The organism is Xanthomonas chitinilytica, assembly GCF_026107455.2.
In the GTDB taxonomy this organism is placed as follows: domain Bacteria; phylum Pseudomonadota; class Gammaproteobacteria; order Xanthomonadales; family Xanthomonadaceae; genus Stenotrophomonas; species Stenotrophomonas chitinilytica.
In genome coordinates, this window is the sequence record NZ_JAPCHY010000002.1 from 404,243 (window position 1) to 422,601 (window position 18,359).

Sequence of the window (18,359 nt, forward strand, 5' to 3'; positions counted from 1 at the left end):
CGGCGCCGACTGGCGAAAAAATGGGCATAAAACGAGGCCGGTTAGCCTAGCAACCTCCCCCGGCGCGGGCAAGGAAAATTCGTTGGAAAACCGCGCCTTCGCTCGTTCTCGGCCACCGCCGGACAGCACCGGTTCTGGCCCTGCACCGCCGCAGCCGTTAACCTTTGCACCGCTCCGCGCCAGCCGGCGCCCTCCCCACCCCCTCGCGCGGGTGGAAATCCCCTTTCGTAAAGGCCCGTTGCCGATGTCCGCTCTGATCTGTGGTTCTCTTGCCTTCGACACCATCATGGTGTTCCCGGACCAGTTCAAGAACCACATCCTGCCGGACAAGGTGCACATCCTGAACGTGTCGTTCCTGGTGCCGCGGATGCGCCGCGAGTTCGGCGGCTGCGCCGGCAACATCGCCTACAACCTCAAGCTGCTGGGCGGCGAGCCGATCCCGATGGCCACCGTCGGCCAGGACTTCGGCCCGTACCGCGAGCACTTCATCGAGCAGGGCATCGACCTGTCGCGGGTCAAGGTGATCGACGAGCTGTTCACCCCGCAGGCGTTCATCACCACCGACCACGACAACAACCAGATCACCGCCTTCCACCCCGGCGCGATGATGCGTTCCTACGAGAACCACGTGAAGGACGTGCCGGGCGTGAGCTTCGGCATCGTCAGCCCGGACGGCCGCGAGGGCATGATCCAGAACGCCGTCGAGTTCCTGGAATGCGGCATCCCGTTCATCTTCGACCCCGGCCAGGCCATGCCGCTGTTCAACGGCCCGGAGCTGCGCACCTTCATCGAGCAGGCCGACTACGTGGTGGTCAACGACTACGAGTCCAACCTGCTGCAGGAGCGCACCGGCTGGGACGAAAAGGACATCGTGCAGCGGGTGAAGGCCTACATCACCACCCAGGGGCCGAAGGGCGCGGTGATCCACACCCCGGAAAAGAGCTTCCAGATCCCGCCGGCGCACGAGCGCCGCGTGGTCGACCCCACCGGCTGCGGCGACGCCTTCCGCGCCGGGCTGATCTACGGCATCGAGAAGGGCTACGACTGGCTGACCGTGGGCCGCATGGGCAACCTGATGGGGGCGCTGAAGGTGGAGCACCCGGGCACCCAGAACCAGCGCTTCGACTTCGCCGAGTTCAACGAGCAGTTCAAGCAGCAGTTCGGCTATTCGCTGTAAGGCCTGCCGGCCTCCGGCACCGCCCGCCCCGGCGCGTCACTGCCCGGGCAGCCGGAGTCGGCGCTTCGGTTTTGCCGGGTTCGACCGGCAGTTCGAGCAACAGCCCGGCCACCCGCCGTAAGTGAACCCTGTCCGTCGACAGGGTTTCCTGCGACGGCGCCGGCATCCCCGGCCCGTCGTTGCCCGTCGCTACCGGACCGGGGCGGCCTCCCGCCAGCGCGCCAGCAGCGCCCCGCAATCGCGCAGGTGCCAGTCGGCCAGGCCCGGCCACGGGTTCTGCGGCATGTTCACCAATACCGTGGCGACCCCGGCGGCGCGGCCGCAGGCCAGGTCGTACCGGTGGTCGCCCACCATCAACATCCGCGCCGGCGCCACCCGCCAGCGCTCGGCGAATCCCAGCAACCCCGCCGGATGCGGTTTCGGCAGGCCATCGTCGCGGCCGACGATCTCGGCCTCGGGAAACCCCCCCTCCAGCCCGATCGCGGCCAGCGTCACCTGCGCCAGCTCGCGGGCGTTGCGGGTCAGCAGGCCGAGCCGGCAGCCGGCGGCATGCAGCGCCCGCACCAGCTCGAGGGCGCCGGGCGCGGCGATGGCGGCTTCGGCCAGGGCCCGTTCGTGCCGCAGCAGCCAGGCGCGCTTGGCCCGGGCCTCGGCCGCGGGGATCTCGGCCAGGTGGTGCAGGATGTCGGCGTCGGCGGGAATGCCCAGCTCGCGCCGGATCAGGTCGAAATCGTGCACCGGCAGCGTCAGCGTGCCGTCCATGTCGAACACCCAGTGACGGCAGTGCGCCAGTGCCGGGAGGGCGCTGGCCGCGGTTCCAGGCACGCTCAGTCCCAGGCCGGCATCTGGCTGCCGTCCAGGCCGCCGGTCTCGAACAGCACGGTGCGGGTGCCGCCTTCCTTCACCGGGAACTCGATCTGCACGGTGCCGGCGTTGCGCGCCAGCTTCCACAGCGCCTTGTTGTCGGTGACGAACATGGCGATGGCCTCGTCGGTATCCGGCCGGTACGCCGCCATCCTGCGCGGGGCGCCGCCATCGACCGTCACCGTGACCTGGCAACGGCCATAGCAGGCCTTGGCGAAGTCGCCGGCCTGCAGCACCAGGTAGGCATGGCGCTTCCATTCGGGGTGGTCGCGGAACACCAGCTGCACCTGCCTGGCGCCGCTGCCGTCCACGTCCACCGGCTGCTTGCCGTAGATCGCCGCCGAGCGCTGCACGCCCTTGCTGCCGACCGTGACCTGGTTGTAGTGCCACAGCGCCTGCATGCGCCGCAGTTCGCGCGCGGCCTCGGCCTTGGCCTTGACCTCGGCGTAGCCGGGCTCGATGCGCCGGGCGGCCTCCGAGTCCGGGTACTGGTCGAACAGCGCCGCGCCATGGATGCGCGCCTTGTCCCAGTCGCCGCCGGCGACCGCGCTGTCGTACTGGCTGCCGACCACCTCGGCCTTCTGCTCGCGCTCGGCACGCGCCTGCTCGGCGGCAGCGGCCTGCGCCTGGCGCTCGGCTTCCGGATCGCTGCAGGCGGCCAGCGCGACGGCGCACAACGCGCCAAGGACGATACGTTTCATCGTGAAGCTCCGTGTTCGGTCGGTTCGGCACGCCCGGCCCAGGGCCGCGGCGTGGTCGCCGGGTACTTTAATCGCCCACGTCCGCGATTGCCGCAGGCCGCGTCCGCGGACGAAAAACGGCGGGCTCGCGCCCGCCGTCTCCGTCGTTGCCGCCGAACGCCGCCTACTGTTGCGCGGCAGCGTCGGCCTTGCCCAGCATGTCGGCCACCGAGGCGGTGGTGATCGGGTGGTAACCCGGCCTGGCGCGCTCGAACACCTCGCGGGCGAAGGCCAGGCCTTCCGGCGTCTTCACCAGTTCGGCGTAGATCGGCAGGATCAGCTTGCGGCGGCCGACGCGCTGGATGAACTCGCCGGCGGCGGTGTTGGCCTCGCCGTAGCCGCTGCGGATGGCCAGCGGATACCAGCGCATGGCGATCTCGCCATTGCCGGTGCCGGTGAACTTGTAAGCGCGGTCCAGCTGCGCCAGCTTCTCCACCGGCACGGTCTTGCCCAGGCCGTCGATGAAGTGCACCCATTCCTGGGTGCCCCACTCGCTGGTCACCTGGTTGCTGGGCAGGTTGTCGCTGCCCAGCCAGGCGATGCGCGCGGTATCGACGATGCTGAAGTTGCGCGAACGCGCCTTGGCCGCGAACGCCGGGATGCCCGGCTCGTTGAGCCAGGCGTCCAGCTCGGCGGCGGTCACCGCGTTCGGGTTCTTCGGCAGCAGGTTCTTCTTCAGGTAGTCGACGAACTGGTCGGTGTTGGCGCTCTGGAAGGCGTGGTCGTCGAACCAGCCGCGCAGGAACGGGTCGAACGTCTCGCGGCCGAAACGCTGCTCCAGGAACTGCAGGAACCACGAGCCCTTGACGTAGGCGACGTTGCTCAGCGCTTCGTCCGGATCGCGCTCGCTCAGCGGCGGCAGCGCCAGCGCCTGGTCGGCCGGACTCATGTCCTTGACCTCGGCCAGCAGGTCGTTCTGGTCGATCTCGCGCTCCATCTCGGCCATTTCCGGGCCGTACAGCGCCTCGGTGATGCGGCCCTGCACGTAGGTGGTGAAGCCTTCGTTGAGCCAGATGTCCTTCCAGCTGGCGTTGGTCACCAGGTTGCCGGACCAGCTGTGCGCCAGCTCATGGGCGATCAGCGACACCAGCGACTTGTCGCCGACGATCACGGTCGGGGTGGCGAAGGTCAGGCGCGGGTTCTCCATGCCGCCGAACGGGAACGACGGCGGCAGCACCAGCATGTCGTAGCGGCCCCAGCGGTACTCGCCGTACAGCTTCTCGGCCGCGACGATCATCTTCTCGGTGTCCTCGAACTCCTTGGCGGCCTTGCCGGCCATCGACGGCTCGGCCCAGACGCCGGCGCGGCCGGAGATCGGCTCGAACACCAAGTCGCCGGCGGCGATCGCCAGCAGGTAGGACGGGATCGGCTGCGGCATCTTGAAGGTGTAGTCGCCGTCGCGCGCGGCCTTGGGATCGTTGTCGGCGCTCATCAGCACCATCACGTCCGGGCGCGAGGTGACGTGCGCGCTGTAGGTGAAGCGCACGCTCGGGGTGTCCTGCAGCGGCACCCAGGAGCGGGCGTGGATCGCCTGCGACTGGCTGAACATGAAGGGCTGCTGCTTGCCCTCGGTCATCGACGGCTCCAGCCACTGCAGGCCCGAGGCGGTCGGCGCGGTGTGGTAGCTGACGGCGACCGTGCCCGGCTGCTGCGGCGCTTCGATGGTCAGCTTGCTGCCGAACACCTTGTCGGCGTCGGCCAGCTGGAACGCCAGCGGCGCGCGCTTGCCCTCGGCGTCGATGGATTCGACCTTCTCGATGGTCAGTTCGCGCGTATCGAGCACCAGCTGCGCGGCATCCTTGTCCTTCCACTCCAGGGTGTAGGTGGCGGTGCCGCCGATCTGCCTGCTGTCGAAATCCAGCTTCAGGTCCAGCGCCAGGTCCTTGATGACCACCTTGTCCGGCTCGGCATAGGAGCTCTCGTCGTGGCTGCGATCGACAGCGTTCACGGTGGCGGCGGCCTTCTTGGCGACGGGTTCGGCAACGGGGTTGGCGGGTTCTTTGCCGCAGCCGGCAGCCAGAGCCACGGCCAGGGGCAGCATCAGGAACGGTGAGCGCATCTATCGGGACCAATCTGGGTGAAACCGCCAGTTTACCCCCCTGCCGCGGCCACGTCCGGTCCGCGGCCTCATTCCGCGGGCGGCGCAGCGTCCCCGCCCAGCAGGCGATGGCCGCCGGTGAACTTGGCGCGGTACATCGCCGCGTCCGCACGCTGGTACAGCGCGCGCAGGTCCTCGCCGGGCCGGTACACCGCAAAGCCGGCGCTGGCGTAGACCGGCATCGGGATCTCCCCGTGCGGGTGCTCAAGCGTCTCCAGCCACTGCCGCAGCTTGGCGGTGGCCTCCGCTTCCGGGGCATGCACGCCGAGCAGGAACTCGTCGCCGCCCCAGCGGCCGATCCAGTCCTGCGCCCCCAGCCACTGGTAGGCCGACTCCACCAGCCGCACCAGCACCTGGTCGCCGGTCTGATGGCCGAGCTGGTCGTTGATCGGCTTGAGGTTGTCCAGGTCGACCACGAACAGCACGAACGGCCAGCCCTTGGCCTGCGCCTCGCGCGCCGATTCGGCCAGCGCCTGCTCGCAGCCGCGGCGGTTGAGCGCCTCGGTCAGCGGGTCCAGCAGCACGCTGCGGCGCAGGTCGCTCAGGCCGGCGTCCACGCCGTGCAGGCTGCGGTTGATGCCGCGCAGCAGGCGGCCGATCTCGTCATCCCCCAGGTCGGGCAGGTGCGGCAGCCGCTGGTCGTCGTAATAGGCGTCCAGCGCATCGGCAGCGGCGCGCAAAGGCGCCAGCAGGCGGTGCAGCGCCAGCAGGGTCAGGCCGGCGGCGACCAGGGTCGCGGCCAGCGCCAGCCCCAGCAGGTCGCCCGGCCAGGTCCCGTTGCGCAGCAGCGCCCAGCCGAGCAGGCACAACAGCGGCAGCAGGATGCCGGCCAGCGTCACCGCCAGCAGCCGGGTGCTGAAGGAACCGGGAAACAACCGCGACAATCCCTGGTACAGACGCATGCGACTTCCCCGATGGCAGGACGGTGGCGGCGGCCTCAGACCTTGTAGCCGGAGTGGATCGAGACGATGCCGGCGCTGAGGTTCTTGTAATGGCAGCGGGCGAAGCCGGCCTGGCCCATCATCGCCTTCAGTTCTTCCTGCGGCGGATGCTTGCGGATGCTCTCGGCCAGGTAGCGGTAGCTGTCGGCATCGCCACGGGCGAACAACCGGCCCAGCCGCGGCAGCACCTGGAAGGAGTGGAAATCGTAGACCGGCTTGAACCAGTCGACGGTGACCTCGGAGAATTCCAGCACCCGCGCCTGGCCGCCCACCTTCAGCACCCGGTACATCTCGCGCAGCGCCGCGTCCTTGTCGGTGACGTTGCGCAGGCCGAAGGAGATCGTCACCAGGTCGAAGCTCTGGTCCGGGAACGGCAGCGCCTCGGCGTTGCACTGCACGTAGTCGAAACCGGATACATGGCCGCGGTTGGTCAGGCGGTCGCGGCCGACCGAAAGCATGCCGGCGTTGATGTCGCCCAGCACGACCCCACCCTCCCCGCCGACCCGGTCCTTCAGCAGCACCGCGATGTCGCCGGTGCCGCCGGCCAGGTCGAGCACCCGGTCGCCCGGCTTGACCTGCGCGGTGGCGACGAAATAGCGCTTCCACACCCGATGGATGCCCAGGCTCATCAGGTCGTTCATCAGGTCGTAGTTGTCGGCGACCGAGGTGAAGACCTGGCCGACAAGCTTCTGCTTGTCCTTGGCCGGTACGTCGCGGAAGCCGAAGTGGGTGGTGCCGGTCTTGTAGGGGGATTCGCTCATGCCCGCGATTATCGCACCGCCGGGGCCGGCGCGCCGGCTCCGGGCCGTGCACGGCCGCTATCATGCCCGCCACCGCATCGCCGCCCGGCCCGGCCGGCGGCGGCGTTTCCCGCCGCACAACGGAATCCCGCATGATCGCCACGCCCGACTACCGCGCCCTGCTCGACACCGCCATCGCCGAAGCCCGCCAGGGCCTGGCCGAGGGCGGCATCCCGATCGGCGCGGCGCTGTACCACAACGACGGCCGCCTGCTCGGCTGCGGCCACAACCGCCGGGTGCAGGAGGGCGACCCGTCGATCCACGGCGAGACCGACGCCTTCCGCAAGGCCGGCCGCCAGCGCGGCTACCGCGACACCCTCATGGTCACCACCCTGGCACCGTGCTGGTACTGCTCGGGGCTGGTGCGCCAGTTCAACATCGGCACCGTGGTGGTGGGCGAATCGGTCACCTTCCACGGCGGCATCGACTGGCTGCGCGAGAACGGCGTCAACGTGATCGACCTGGCCGACGAGCGCTGCATCGGCATGATGCGCGACTTCATCGCCACCCACCCGGAGTTGTGGAACGAGGACATCGGCGAATAGCGGCCGCCGGTCCCCTCCCTTCCCGCCCTCCGGGAAGGGAATTTCATGCACGTGGTCACGCTATGGGCGCGTCTGTGGCCCGTGCTTACGTTTCTGTAACACGCCGCAGGCACATTCAGCTTATGGTTCATCCACCAGGGGGTCGTCGACTTGGAGGTGACGTGATGCACACGCAGCTCAAGCACAGTCCTGACCATCACGATTCCATCGCCCGCGCCCGCGAGCGGCTGCAGGTGCAGTACTCCCGGCACCGCAATTCCGCCGACTTCTGGGACGCCTACCAGGCCATCCAGAGCGAGCTGGCGGCCACGTTCCCGGACGAACGCGTCGAGGTGTGCAACCTGATGGCGCACATCGCCGAACGCTTGGGCGCAGTGGACCATGCCCAGCTGATCTGCGGCAGCGGCGCCCGCAACGGCTGAAGCGCCGACCGGCCGCGCCCCTTGTCGAGCCCGGGCCCGGGGAAGGCCCTCAGCCCTGCTCCACCCAGCCGCCGCCCAGCACCTTGTACAGCGTGACCCGGTTGCCCTGCTCGGCCAGCTGCGTGGCGACCAGCCCTTGGCGCGCGCCGTACAGGGTGCGGCGCGCATCCAGCAGCACCAGGAAGCTGTCCAGGCCGGCGTCGTAGCGGGCCTGCGCCAGGTCGTGGGCGCGCTGCGCCGACTCCAGCAGCGCCTGCTGCGCCACCCGCTGTTCGGCCAGGGTCCGCTCCAGCGCCAGCGCGTCGGCGACCTCGCGGAAACCGGACTGGATCGCCTTCTCGTACTGTGCCAGCGCGATGTCGCGCTCGGCGGTGGCCACGCCCAGGTTGGCGCGCAGGCGGCCGCCCTGGAAGATCGGCAGGGTGACCTGCGGCATGAAGCTCCAGACCCGGGTGCCGCTCTCGAACAATCCCGACAGCTCGCCGCTGGCCGAGCCCACCGCGCCGGTGAGGCTGATCGACGGGAAGAAGGCCGCCCGCGCCGCGCCGATGTTGGCGTTGCCGGCCAGCAGCTGGTGTTCGGCCGCCATCACGTCCGGGCGCCGCAGCAGCACCTCGGCCGGCAACCCGGCCGGCAGCGGATCGAGCCCGCTGACCTGCGGCTCGAACGCCTCCGGCAGCAGGTCGGCGGCCACGGTCTGCCCGGCGAGCAGGTTCAGCGCGTTGCGGTCCTGCGCCACCTGTCCGCGATAGCGGGCCACGTCGGCGCGCGCGGACTCCACCAGCGTCCGCGTCTGGCTCAGTTCCAGCGCCGAGGCGGCGCCCAGCCGGTGGCGCTGCTCGGCCAGCTGCAGCGAGGCCTCGTGGCTTTCCAGCGTGGCCTGCGCGATGCGCAGCAGCTCGCCGTCGGCCGCCAGCGTCAGCCAGCCCCGGGCCACCTCGGACACCAGCGCGAGCTGCGCCGCACGGCGGCTCTCGGCACTGGCGAAGTACTGCTGCAGCGCCGCCTGGCTCAGGTTGCGCACGCGTCCGAACAGGTCCAGTTCGAACCCGGCCACGCCCAGTTCGGCGCTGTACTGCTCGCTGACCGGCACGTCGCCGCCGCTGCGCGTCATCTGCCCGCTGGCCGCCAGCGACGGCAGCCGGTCGGCACGCTGGATGCGGTACTGCGCGCGCGCCTTCTCGACGTTGAGCATGGCCACGCGCAGGTCGCGGTTGTTGCGCAGCGCCAAGGCGATCACTTCCTCCAGCCGCGGATCGGTGAAGAAGTCGCGCCAGCCGATGTCGGCCACCGCGCGGGTCGCGGCATCGGCCGGCGCGGAGCCGGCATCCACTGCCGCGGTTTCCGCTGGCAGCGGCCACTGCACCGACACACCCGGCGCCACTTCCACATCGCGCGGTTCGAGCATGGCGCAGCCGGACGCGAACAGGCCCACGGCCAGCGCCAGGGCGGTCATCGATGGCTTACGCATGGGAATCGCCTCCCTTGGTGGCGTCCGATGACCGGTCGCGGCCGAAGATCCGGTTGACCACCACGAAGAACAGCGGGATGAAGAACACGCCCAGCGCGGTGCCGACGACCATGCCGCCGAGCACGCCGGTGCCGATCGCCTTCTGCGCGCCGGAACCGGCACCCGAGGCGATGGCCAGCGGCAGCACGCCCAGGCCGAACGCCAGCGAGGTCATGATGATCGGGCGCAGGCGGTCGCGCACCGCGTGCATGGTCGCCTCGATCAGGCCCGCGCCCTTCTCCAGGTTCTCCTTGGCGAACTCCACGATCAGGATCGCGTTCTTGCTGGTCAGGCCCACCGTGGTCAGCATCGCCACCTGGAAGTAGATGTCGCGCTCCATGCCGCGGAAGGTGTTGGCCAGCACCGCGCCGAGAATGCCCAGCGGCGCCACCAGCAGCACCGCGGTCGGCACGCTCCAGCTCTCGTACAGCGCGGCCAGGCACAGGAACACGATCAGCAGCGACAGCGTGTACAGCAGCGGCGTCTGCGAACCGGCCTGGCGCTCCTGGTAGGACAGCGCGGTCCACTCGATATCGAAGCCCGGCGGCAGGCTGCGGGCGATCCGCTCGATCTCGGCCATCGCATCGCCCGAGGCCACGCCCGGCGCCGGCTCGCCCTGGATCTCCATCGCCGACACGCCGTTGTAGCGTTCCAGGCGCGGCGAACCGTAGTCCCAGCGGGTGCTGGCGAAGGCGCTGAACGGCACCATCTCGCCCTTGGCGTTCTTCACCGACCACAGCCGGAAATCGTCCGGAGTCATGCGGAAATCGGCATCGGACTGCAGGTAGACACGCTTGACCCGGCCGCGGTCGATGAAGTCGTCGATGTAGCTGCTGCCCCAGGCGGCCGCCAGGGTGCCGTTGATCGCATCCAGCGACAGCCCCAGCGCGCTGGCGCGGGCGACGTCGATGTCCACGCGCAGCTGCGGGGTGTCTTCCTGGCCGTTGGGGCGCACGTTGGCCAGCAGATGCGTGCTTTCGCCGGCCATGCCGAGCAGCTGGTTGCGCGCCGCCAGCAGGGCCTCGTGGCCCTGTCCGCCGTTGTCCTTCAGGAAGAAGGTGTAGCCCGAGCCGATGCCCAGTTCCGGCATCGCCGGCGGCGGGAACGCGAACACGAAGGCGTCCTTGATCCCGCCCAGCGCCATCATCGCGCGACCGGTGACCGGACCCACGCCCTGGTCGGCAGTGCGATCGCCCCAGTCCTTGAGCTTGACGAAGGCCATGCCGGCGTTCTGGCCCATGCCGGCGAAACTGAAGCCCTGCACCGAGAACACCGACTCGATCGCCTCGGCCTCGTTCTCCATGAAGTGCCGCTCGAGCTTGTCGATCGCTTCCAGGGTGCGCTCCTGGGTGGCGCCGACCGGGGTCTGCACCAGCGCCATCAGGATGCCCTGGTCCTCGTTGGGCAGGAACGCGCTGGGCAGGCGCGCGAACAACAGGCCCATCACCACGAACAGCGCGGCGGTGATGCCCATGAACCGCCACGGGCGGGCGATGATGCCGCGCACGCCACGCTGGTACTGGCCGCTGGAGCGCTCGAAGCCGCGGTTGAACCAGCCGAAGAAGCGGCCGACCGGCCCGCGCGCGACGTGGTGCTCGCCCTTCTTCAGCGGCTTGAGCATGGTCGCGCACAGCGCCGGGGTCAGCACGATCGCCACCAGCACCGACAGCGCCATCGCCGACACGATCGTGGCCGAGAACTGCCGGTAGATCACGCCGGTGGAGCCGCTCATGAAGGCCATCGGCACGAACACCGCCGACAGCACCAGGCCGATGCCGACCAGCGCCCCGGTGATCTGGTCCATCGACTTGCGCGTGGCTTCCAGCGGCGACAGGCCCTCCTCGGACATGATGCGCTCGACGTTCTCGACCACGACGATGGCGTCGTCGACCAGCAGGCCGATCGCCAGCACCATCGCGAACATGGTCAGCATGTTGATCGAGAAGCCCAGCACCGCCAGCACGCCGAAGGTGCCCAGCAGCACCACCGGCACCGCGATCGTCGGGATCAGCGTGGCGCGGAAGTTCTGCAGGAACAGGTACATCACCAGGAACACCAGCACGATCGCCTCGATCAGGGTCTTGATCACGCCCTTGATCGACACCTGCACGAACGGCGTGGTGTCGTACGGCACCACCGCCTCAAGGCCGGCCGGGAAATTGGCCTTCATGTCCTGCAGCGCGGCGCGCACGCCTGCGGCAGTGTCCAGCGCGTTGGCGCCGGTGGCCAGGGTGATGGCGATGCCGGTGGACGGCTTGCCGTTGTAGCGGGTGACGAAGTCGTAGGTCTCCGCGCCCAGCTCGACCCGGGCGACGTCGCCCAGGCGCAGCTCGCCCCCATCGGCGGCGCTGCGCACCAGGATGTTGCGGAACTGTTCCGGCGTCTGCAGGCGATCCTGCGCGTTGATGGTGGCGTTGAGCTGCTGGCCCTTCACCGACGGCGCACCGCCGAGCTGGCCGATGGCCACCTGCGCGTTCTGCGCGGTGATCGCCGCGGCCACCTCGTCCACCGACAGCCGGTAGGTGTGCAGCTTGTTCGGGTCCAGCCAGATGCGCATGGCGTACTTGCCGCCGAACACCTGGATGTTGCCCACGCCCGGCACCCGGCTGAGCGGGTCGACGATGTTGGAACCGACGTAGTCGGAGATGTCGTTGGCGTCCATGCTGCCATCGTTGGAGACGAAGCCGATGACCTGCAGGAAACCGCTGCTGGACTTGGCCACGTTGATGCCCTGCCGCTGCACTTCCTGCGGCAGCAGCGGCATCGCCAGCTGCAGCTTGTTCTGCACCTGCACCTGGGCGATGTCCGGGTCGGTGCCGCTCTGGAAGGTCAGCGTGATCGTGGCCATGCCGTTGGCCGAGCTGTTGGACGAGAAGTAGATCAGCCCGTCCAGGCCCTTCATGTTCTGCTCGATGATCTGCGTCACCGAGTCCTCGACCACCTTGGCCGAGGCGCCCGGGTAGGTCGCGCTGATCTCGACCGCCGGCGGTGCCACTTCCGGGTACATCGAGATCGGCAGCTTGAGCACCGCCAGCGTGCCGGCGAGCATGATGATGATCGCGATGACCCACGCGAAGATGGGTCGATCGATGAAGAAACGTGCCATGGGATTCTCCGCTTACTGCTCGCCGGCCGGTGCGGCCGGGGCCGTGGGCGCGGGCGTCTCGGCGCCCCTCTCGGTGGCCTGCACCGGCATGCCGGGGCCGATCTTCTGCAGACCTTCGACGATGACCTTGTCGCCGGCCTGCAGGCCGTCCTCGACCAGCCACTTGTCGCCGATCGCGCGGCTGACCTTGACCGGGCGCACCGCGACCTTGCCTTCGCCGTCGACCACCATCGCGCTGGTGTTGCCCTTGGGATCGCGGGCGATGCCCTGCATCGGCACCAGCAGCGCGTCCTGGCGCACGCCGCTGCCGACCAGCGCGCGCACGAACATGCCCGGCATCAACAGGTTGTCGGGGTTGTCCACGCGCACGCGCAGGTTGAAGGTGCCGGTGGACGGATCGACGCTGACCTCGGAGAACTCCAGCGTGCCCTTGTGCGCGAACTCGCTGCCGTCCTCCAGCAGCACGGTCACCGGCAGGCCGTCGGCTCCCTGCAGGCGCCCGGCATCCAGTTCGCGGCGCAGCTGCAGCAGTTCGGCCGAGGACTGGGTCAGGTCGATGTAGATCGGATCGAGCTGGTGGATGGTGGCCAGCGCATCGGCCTGGCCGGCATTGACCAGCGCGCCCTGGGTCACCGACGACTTGCCGATGCGGCCGCCGATCGGCGCGGTGATGCGCGCATACCCCAGCGTGACGTTGGCCGAATCCAGCGCCGCGCGCGCGGCGCCCAGGTCGGCCTCGGCCTGCTTCAGCGCCGCCTGCGCGTTCTCGTCGTCCTGCACGCTGACCGCGTCGACCTTGGCCAGCTCGGCGATGCGCCTGGCGCTCAGGCGCGCGGCATTGGCGGTCGCCTCGGCCCGCGCCAGCTGCGCGCGGGCGCTGTTGGCGGCGGCGCGGTAACTCGCGTCGTCCAGCTGGTAGAGCGGCTGCCCGGCCTTCACCAGCCCGCCCTCGGCGAACAGCCGCTTGGCGACGATGCCGCTGACCTGCGGCCGTACTTCGGCCACCTGGTAGGCATTGGCACGGCCGGGCAGTTCGCGGGTCAGCGTCACCGTTTCGGGCTTGAGCGTGGCCACGGTGACCTGTCCGGGACCGCCCTGGGGACCATCGGAAGCGCCGCCACAGGCGGCAACGGTCAGGGCGATCGCCAGGGACAGGGCGACGAGACGGCAGGGGGATCGGGACATGGTGGCAGGCTCGCGGCAGACAAGAGGAAGACCGCCCCACAAACGTTCCGGGCGCGGGAGGGCGGCGGAAAGCGGTCTGCGAGGCGATGGACAGGGGGCATCCCCGCACCGCGACCACGCCCAGAGTACCGGGACGGATCAGCACGGGGATCGATGGCCGCGAAATATACATACATGCATGTCTGTTTGTAAACAGCTACAATTCAGGCCGGTTTCATCCAGCAACTCTGCACAGAGCAATGGCCAGAAGAACCAAGGAAGAGGCGCAGGCCACCCGCGAAGGCATCCTCGACGCCGCGCAGGCCTGCTTCCACGAATTCGGCGTCGCCGGCACCAGCCTGGCGATGATCGCGACCCGTGCCGGCTATACCCGCGGCGCGGTCTACTGGCATTTCAAGAACAAGACCGAAGTGCTGGAGGCGATGATCAACCGCGAGCGCATCCCGTTCATCGAGCGGTTGCGGCGCACCTCCTCCCCCCGCCGCACCACCCCGGTGCTGGACCTGCGCTCGGCGCTGCTGGTGTCGTTCCAGGAGCTGGCCAACGACGAACGCCTGCGCGGCATGATGGAGATCATGCTGCGCAACGACCTGTCGGCGGAAAGCCAGGCCATGCAGGAGCTGCAGCGCGACAGCACGCGCGAGGAACTGGAGATCATCGCGCGCGCGTTCGAGCGCGCGCGCCAGCTGGGCCAACTGCGCGAGCATGCGGATGTCGATACCGCCTCGCGCATCCTGCACACCGGCCTGCACGGCGTGCTGTACAGCGCGATGCTGGAGCCTGCGCTGTTCGACCTGCAGCGCGACGGTGCGGAAACCCTCGACGTGATCCTCGGCGCCTACATCAAGGACGGGGTCTTCACCCGCGGCGCGCCACCTTCGCCGTTGCCCACCGACGATGAGGTTGGCGACGCGGACTGAAGTGGTAGTCCGTCATCCCCGTGCAGGCGGGGCCTGGTGCCCTGGCTTTCACTGGCGGAGATCGCAGGATGACTCGCCTGCTGGCTGCTGAGTGTGGCGAAGACGGCAGCCCGCCCGACACCGACAAGCCATGCTGTTGCTGTTGCTGTTGCTGTTGCTGTTGCTGTTGCTGTCGATTCTGATCTTGACCTTCCAGCGCCTTAAAGCGAGCCGAGCACCGCAGCGGGCCGGGGGCGAAGAGGCGCACATGTCTGAGCGAAGCGGGTTGTGCGCCGGCCCCCGGCCCGCGAGGAGCGCAGGGGACCGATGTGGCGCCGCCGCATCGGCTCGCGTCGGCGCCGGCGGTTTTGGCTACTTTTGCCAAGACAAGCGCTTTTTCAGCAGCCGAAGAGTTCTTCAACAGCCGAAGTGCTTTTCAACAGCCGAATGGCTGGTCATGGCTGGTCAAAGTAGCTCGCGCCGAAAGGCGCGAAAGCTTTTACCTGCTCTTGAAGCATTTGCACCTCATGCTCTGCCAGGGAAACAACGGCAAAAAACCAAAGCAACAGCAAAAGCTTTCGCTCCCGCTCCGCGGGGAGCGAGTCACTTTTCTTTGCTTGTGCAAAGAAAAGTAACCCAAAGAAAGCACAGCCGAGACGCGAGCCGGCGGGCTGCGCCCGCCGGTCCCCTGCGCTCCTCGCGTCGGCGGGGCCGGCGCACAACTCGCTTCGCTCAAACACGTGCGCCTCTTCGCCCCGCCGACACTGCGGTGCTCGGCTCGCTTTACGGCGGGGAAGGTCAAAGGCAGAAGCAAAAGCCGAAGCAACGGCAACGGCAACGGCAACGGCAGACGATGGTGCTCCAGGCGACACCCGGGGCAATCGCCGCAAAAGCGACCACTTCCCAGCTGCCCAAGCAGAAGGTCCTTCGCCCATCTGCGGGAGCAATACATCCCACGACCTGTCCGGAAAGCTCGCGACTGACGTCGCTCCTACTGTAGGAGCGACGTCAGTCGCGAGCTTTCCGGGCCGCAGCAAGATACCCCGGAAAGTCTCTTCTCCCTCCGACCGGCGAAGAACCAAACAAAAACGGCGGCACCCACGTGCCGCCGCTTTCGCACCGGTTCCCACCGGGAAACTACAGGATGTAGCGACTCAGGTCCGGGTCCTGCACCAGCTCGCCCAGGTGCTTGTCGACGTAGGCGCTATCGATGGTGATGCTGTCGCCGCCCCGATCCGGCGCCTCGTAGCTCAGCGTATCCAGCAGCCGCTCCAGCACCGTATGCAGGCGCCGTGCGCCGATGTTCTCCTGGCGCTCGTTGACCTGCGCGGCGATCTCGGCCAGCCGTTCCACGCCGTCGGCCGAGAACGTCACCGACACGCCCTCGGTCTTCAGCAGCGCCTCGTACTGCTTGGTCAGCGCCGCCTTCGGCTCGGTCAGGATGCGCACGAAATCCTGCTTGCTCAACGCGCCCAGCTCCACCCGGATCGGGAAGCGGCCCTGCAGCTCGGGAATCAGGTCGCTGGGCTTGGCCAGGTGGAACGCGCCGGAGGCGATGAACAGGATGTGGTCGGTCTTGACCGTGCCGTACTTGGTGGAGACGTTGGAGCCCTCCACCAGCGGCAGCAGGTCGCGCTGCACGCCCTCGCGCGAGACATCGCCGCCGCCGACGTTGTCGCCGCGCTTGGCGACCTTGTCGATCTCGTCGATGAACACGATGCCATGCTGCTCGCAGGCCTCGATCGCCGCGGCACGGATGTCGTCCTCGTTGACCAGCTTGCCGGCCTCCTCCTCGACCAGCAGCGGGCGCGCGGCCTTGATCGTCAAGGTGCGCTTCTGCGCCTTGCCGCCGCCCAGGTTGGCGAACATCGACCTGAGCTGCTGGCCCATCTCCTCCATGCCCGGCGGGGTCATGATGTCCATGCTGACGTTGGCCGAGACCTCCAGTTCGATCTCGCGCTCGTCCAGCTCGCCGTTGCGCAGCATGCGCCGGAACTTGATGCGGGTGTCGTTGTCCTGCGCCGACGGTTCGTTGCGCGCAGCCTCAGCGTCGAAACCGATGCCGACGCTGCGGCGCGGCAGCAGCGCGTCGAGGATGCGGTCCTCGGCGCGTTCCTCGGCCTGGGTGCGCACGCGCACCTTGGCCTGCTCGCGATACAGCTTGACCGCGGTATCGGCCAGGTCGCGGATGATCTGCTCCACGTCCTTGCCGACGTAGCCGACCTCGGTGAAGCGGGTGGCCTCGACCTTCACGAACGGCGCGTTGGCCAGCGTCGCCAGGCGACGGGCGATCTCGGTCTTGCCGACGCCGGTGGGCCCGATCATCAGGATGTTCTTGGGCATCACCTCGTTGCGCAGCTCGTCGGGCAGCTGCATGCGCCGCCAGCGGTTGCGCAGGGCGATGGCGACCGCGCGCTTGGCGTCGTGCTGGCCGATGATGTGCCGGTCCAGCTCCTGCACGATCTCGCGCGGAGTCATGGTGGCGGAAGAAACTTCGATCTTGTGGGGCATGGGTGTGCTCACGGATTCAGATGCATGTAGAGCCGAGCCGTGCTCGGCCGACGAAGAGCGCTGCCGAGCCGTGCTCGGTCGACGAAGAGCGCTGCCGAGCATCGCTCGGCACTACAAGAGAGGCGTCACAGCTCCTCGACCACCACGTTGCGGTTGGTATAGATGCAGATGTCGCCGGCGATGCCGATCGCCTCGCTGGCGATGGTTTTCGCGTCCAGTTCGGTGTGCGCCATCAACGCGCGCGCCGCCGACAGCGCGTAGGAGCCGCCGGAGCCGATGGCGATGATGCCGTCCTCCGGCTCGATCACGTCGCCGGTGCCGCTGATGATCAGCGAGGTCTCGCGGTCGGCCACCGCCAGCAGCGCTTCGAGCTTGCCCAGGCGGCGCTCGGTGCGCCAGTCCTTGGCCAGTTCGACCGCGGCCCGCTGCAGCTGGCCGTGCTTTTCGAGTTTCGCCTCGAACAGCTCGAACAGGGTGAAGGCATCGGCCGCGGCACCGGCGAAACCGGCCAGTACCTGGCCGTCGCGGCCAAGGCGGCGCACCTTGCGTGCATTGCCCTTCATCACCGTATGGCCGAGCGTGACCTGGCCGTCGCCGGCGATGGCCACGTGCTCGCCGCGACGTACGCAGACGATGGTGGTGGCGTGGAAAACGTTGGGGTTCTGGCTGGGATCCATGCGACCTCCGGAGTGTTCTCCCAGAAGTGGGGACGGCCGCGGGCGGTTCAAGCGCGATGCCGGCGCCGCTTCAGCCAGGCGCAACCGGGCCGGACCGGCGCCCGGTTGACGCAGGTCAAGGGCATCCACCGGCGATCGCCGGATGATGCGGCAACGGACATGTTTCCCCGTTCACATCGACGACCGCCGTCCCGGCGCCGGAGACAGATCCCATGGCCGCCTACCCGCTGCTGCTCATCGCCCACCTGTTCGCCGCATTGGTGTTCATCGGCGCGGTGTTCTTCGAAGTCCTGATCCTCGACAGCGTGCGCCGGCACGTGCCGGCCGCGGCGATGCGGCGGATCGAAGCCGGCATCACCCACCGCGCGCGCAGGCTGATGCCCTGGGTATTGCTGGTGCTCTACGGCAGCGGCGCCGGCATGGCCTGGCATTACCGCGCGGCGCTGGCGCACCCGCTGGCCAGCGGCTTCGGACTGCTGCTGAGCCTCAAGATCGCGCTGGCGCTGAGCGTGCTCGCCCACTTCGTGGTCGCGGTGACGACACGCGGCCGGGGCGAACGGATCGCGCGCCGCTTCCGGCGCATCCACCTGAGCGTGTTCTGCCACATGGTCGGCATCGTGCTGCTGGCCAAGGGCATGTTCTACCTGGGCGGCTGATACGGCGCGGCATTGCCACGACCGGCCTGCGGCTGTCGCGGTGCGGGCGTCCTAGTTGTGATCTCTCAGTAGGTTGTTCATCCGGGGCATCTCTGGAAGATGGAGGTTGCGAAGCCAACCCAGCCCCCAGGAGCCCCGGATGAACCTGCATAAACATGCCCGTCTTACGCCTCGCGGTCGAGCCCTGCTTGTCGATCGCGTGATCGAACAGGGCCTGAGAGTGGAGGA

At 68.6% G+C, this 18,359-nt stretch carries 16 protein-coding genes; 6 read left to right on the forward strand and 10 right to left on the reverse strand.

Annotated elements, in window-relative coordinates:
• Window positions 1-244 precede the first annotated feature (244 nt).
• Window positions 245-1,177 (forward strand): carbohydrate kinase family protein, encoded by a 933-nt coding sequence (locus OK345_RS03840; RefSeq protein WP_265126584.1) that lies wholly within the window; start codon window positions 245-247, stop codon window positions 1,175-1,177.
• A gap of 189 nt (window positions 1,178-1,366) precedes the next feature.
• On the opposite strand, the gene OK345_RS03845 is transcribed toward OK345_RS03840, so the two are convergent.
• The 5 genes from OK345_RS03845 to ubiE all read right to left on the reverse strand — a co-directional run bounded on the left by OK345_RS03845 (window position 1,367) and on the right by ubiE (window position 6,581).
• Window positions 1,367-2,002 (reverse strand): HAD family hydrolase, encoded by a 636-nt coding sequence (locus OK345_RS03845; RefSeq protein WP_265126585.1) that lies wholly within the window; start codon window positions 2,000-2,002, stop codon window positions 1,367-1,369.
• Window positions 2,003-2,004: 2 nt separating this feature from the next.
• Window positions 2,005-2,742: a hypothetical protein gene (locus tag OK345_RS03850; protein WP_265126586.1), complete on the reverse strand. Its 738-nt coding sequence runs from the start codon at window positions 2,740-2,742 to the stop codon at window positions 2,005-2,007.
• A gap of 163 nt (window positions 2,743-2,905) precedes the next feature.
• Entirely contained in the window at window positions 2,906-4,840 is a 1,935-nt protein-coding gene (locus OK345_RS03855; protein WP_265126587.1) for a M1 family metallopeptidase, read from the reverse strand.
• 68 nt (window positions 4,841-4,908) lie between these two features.
• Window positions 4,909-5,781, reverse strand: a complete 873-nt coding sequence (locus OK345_RS03860) for a GGDEF domain-containing protein (RefSeq protein ID WP_265126588.1) — start codon at window positions 5,779-5,781, stop codon at window positions 4,909-4,911.
• Window positions 5,782-5,816: 35 nt separating this feature from the next.
• The gene (gene ubiE / locus OK345_RS03865; RefSeq protein ID WP_265126589.1) at window positions 5,817-6,581 is read right to left on the reverse strand and encodes a bifunctional demethylmenaquinone methyltransferase/2-methoxy-6-polyprenyl-1,4-benzoquinol methylase UbiE; all 765 of its coding nucleotides are present in this window, start codon (window positions 6,579-6,581) and stop codon (window positions 5,817-5,819) included.
• 131 nt (window positions 6,582-6,712) lie between these two features.
• Between ubiE and OK345_RS03870 the strand changes: the two genes are divergently transcribed.
• Window positions 6,713-7,165 carry a nucleoside deaminase gene (locus OK345_RS03870; protein ID WP_265126590.1) on the forward strand — a complete coding sequence of 151 codons (453 nt, stop codon included), beginning with the start codon at window positions 6,713-6,715 and terminating at the stop codon, window positions 7,163-7,165.
• 164 nt (window positions 7,166-7,329) lie between these two features.
• Window positions 7,330-7,587 carry a hypothetical protein gene (locus OK345_RS03875; RefSeq protein ID WP_265126591.1) on the forward strand — a complete coding sequence of 86 codons (258 nt, stop codon included), beginning with the start codon at window positions 7,330-7,332 and terminating at the stop codon, window positions 7,585-7,587.
• Between the two features lie 49 nt (window positions 7,588-7,636).
• On the opposite strand, the gene OK345_RS03880 is transcribed toward OK345_RS03875, so the two are convergent.
• Genes OK345_RS03880 through OK345_RS03890 form a run of 3 tightly spaced genes read right to left on the reverse strand, consistent with a single transcriptional unit; the run spans window position 7,637 to window position 13,388 of the window.
• Window positions 7,637-9,058, reverse strand: a complete 1,422-nt coding sequence (locus OK345_RS03880) for an efflux transporter outer membrane subunit (RefSeq protein WP_265126592.1) — start codon at window positions 9,056-9,058, stop codon at window positions 7,637-7,639.
• Window positions 9,051-12,203, reverse strand: coding sequence for a multidrug efflux RND transporter permease subunit SmeE (gene smeE, locus OK345_RS03885; protein ID WP_265126593.1), 3,153 nt, complete (start codon window positions 12,201-12,203; stop codon window positions 9,051-9,053). Before smeE ends, OK345_RS03880 begins: the two co-directional genes overlap by 8 nt.
• A 12-nt stretch (window positions 12,204-12,215) precedes the next feature.
• Window positions 12,216-13,388 carry an efflux RND transporter periplasmic adaptor subunit gene (locus tag OK345_RS03890; RefSeq protein ID WP_265126594.1) on the reverse strand — a complete coding sequence of 391 codons (1,173 nt, stop codon included), beginning with the start codon at window positions 13,386-13,388 and terminating at the stop codon, window positions 12,216-12,218.
• A 239-nt stretch (window positions 13,389-13,627) separates the two neighbouring features.
• Between OK345_RS03890 and OK345_RS03895 the strand changes: the two genes are divergently transcribed.
• Window positions 13,628-14,308, forward strand: a complete 681-nt coding sequence (locus OK345_RS03895; protein WP_265126595.1) for a TetR family transcriptional regulator — start codon at window positions 13,628-13,630, stop codon at window positions 14,306-14,308.
• Window positions 14,309-15,424: 1,116 nt separating this feature from the next.
• On the opposite strand, the gene hslU is transcribed toward OK345_RS03895, so the two are convergent.
• Together hslU and hslV are read right to left on the reverse strand one after the other, a co-directional pair.
• Window positions 15,425-16,798 (reverse strand): ATP-dependent protease ATPase subunit HslU, encoded by a 1,374-nt coding sequence (gene hslU / locus OK345_RS03900; protein ID WP_265126596.1) that lies wholly within the window; start codon window positions 16,796-16,798, stop codon window positions 15,425-15,427.
• Between the two features lie 125 nt (window positions 16,799-16,923).
• The gene (hslV, locus tag OK345_RS03905; protein ID WP_265126597.1) at window positions 16,924-17,475 is read right to left on the reverse strand and encodes an ATP-dependent protease subunit HslV; all 552 of its coding nucleotides are present in this window, start codon (window positions 17,473-17,475) and stop codon (window positions 16,924-16,926) included.
• 212 nt (window positions 17,476-17,687) lie between these two features.
• On the opposite strand from hslV, the gene OK345_RS03910 reads away from it, so the two are divergent.
• Both OK345_RS03910 and OK345_RS03915 read left to right on the forward strand, forming a co-directional pair.
• On the forward strand, window positions 17,688-18,131 hold the full coding sequence (locus tag OK345_RS03910; protein ID WP_265126598.1) for a CopD family copper resistance protein: 444 nt from the start codon (window positions 17,688-17,690) through the stop codon (window positions 18,129-18,131).
• Window positions 18,132-18,270: 139 nt separating this feature from the next.
• Window positions 18,271-18,359, forward strand: an 89-nt coding sequence (locus OK345_RS03915; RefSeq protein ID WP_265126615.1) for a leucine zipper domain-containing protein, incomplete at its 3' end; no start/stop codon positions are given.

Bases quoted from the DNA above. Each gene is read 5' to 3' on its own strand.
- OK345_RS03910 (WP_265126598.1), top strand. From the start codon at position 17,688: ATGGCCGCCTACCCGCTGCTGCTCATCGCCCACCTGTTCGCCGCATTG.
- OK345_RS03870 (WP_265126590.1), top strand. From the start codon at position 6,713: ATGATCGCCACGCCCGACTACCGCGCCCTGCTCGACACCGCCATCGCC.
- hslV (WP_265126597.1), bottom strand. From the start codon at position 17,475: ATGGATCCCAGCCAGAACCCCAACGTTTTCCACGCCACCACCATCGTC.
- hslU (WP_265126596.1), bottom strand. From the start codon at position 16,798: ATGCCCCACAAGATCGAAGTTTCTTCCGCCACCATGACTCCGCGCGAG.
- smeE (WP_265126593.1), bottom strand. From the start codon at position 12,203: ATGGCACGTTTCTTCATCGATCGACCCATCTTCGCGTGGGTCATCGCG.
- OK345_RS03840 (WP_265126584.1), top strand. From the start codon at position 245: ATGTCCGCTCTGATCTGTGGTTCTCTTGCCTTCGACACCATCATGGTG.
- OK345_RS03880 (WP_265126592.1), bottom strand. From the start codon at position 9,058: ATGCGTAAGCCATCGATGACCGCCCTGGCGCTGGCCGTGGGCCTGTTC.
- OK345_RS03890 (WP_265126594.1), bottom strand. From the start codon at position 13,388: ATGTCCCGATCCCCCTGCCGTCTCGTCGCCCTGTCCCTGGCGATCGCC.
- OK345_RS03860 (WP_265126588.1), bottom strand. From the start codon at position 5,781: ATGCGTCTGTACCAGGGATTGTCGCGGTTGTTTCCCGGTTCCTTCAGC.
- ubiE (WP_265126589.1), bottom strand. From the start codon at position 6,581: ATGAGCGAATCCCCCTACAAGACCGGCACCACCCACTTCGGCTTCCGC.
- OK345_RS03895 (WP_265126595.1), top strand. From the start codon at position 13,628: ATGGCCAGAAGAACCAAGGAAGAGGCGCAGGCCACCCGCGAAGGCATC.
- OK345_RS03875 (WP_265126591.1), top strand. From the start codon at position 7,330: ATGCACACGCAGCTCAAGCACAGTCCTGACCATCACGATTCCATCGCC.
- OK345_RS03850 (WP_265126586.1), bottom strand. From the start codon at position 2,742: ATGAAACGTATCGTCCTTGGCGCGTTGTGCGCCGTCGCGCTGGCCGCC.
- OK345_RS03855 (WP_265126587.1), bottom strand. From the start codon at position 4,840: ATGCGCTCACCGTTCCTGATGCTGCCCCTGGCCGTGGCTCTGGCTGCC.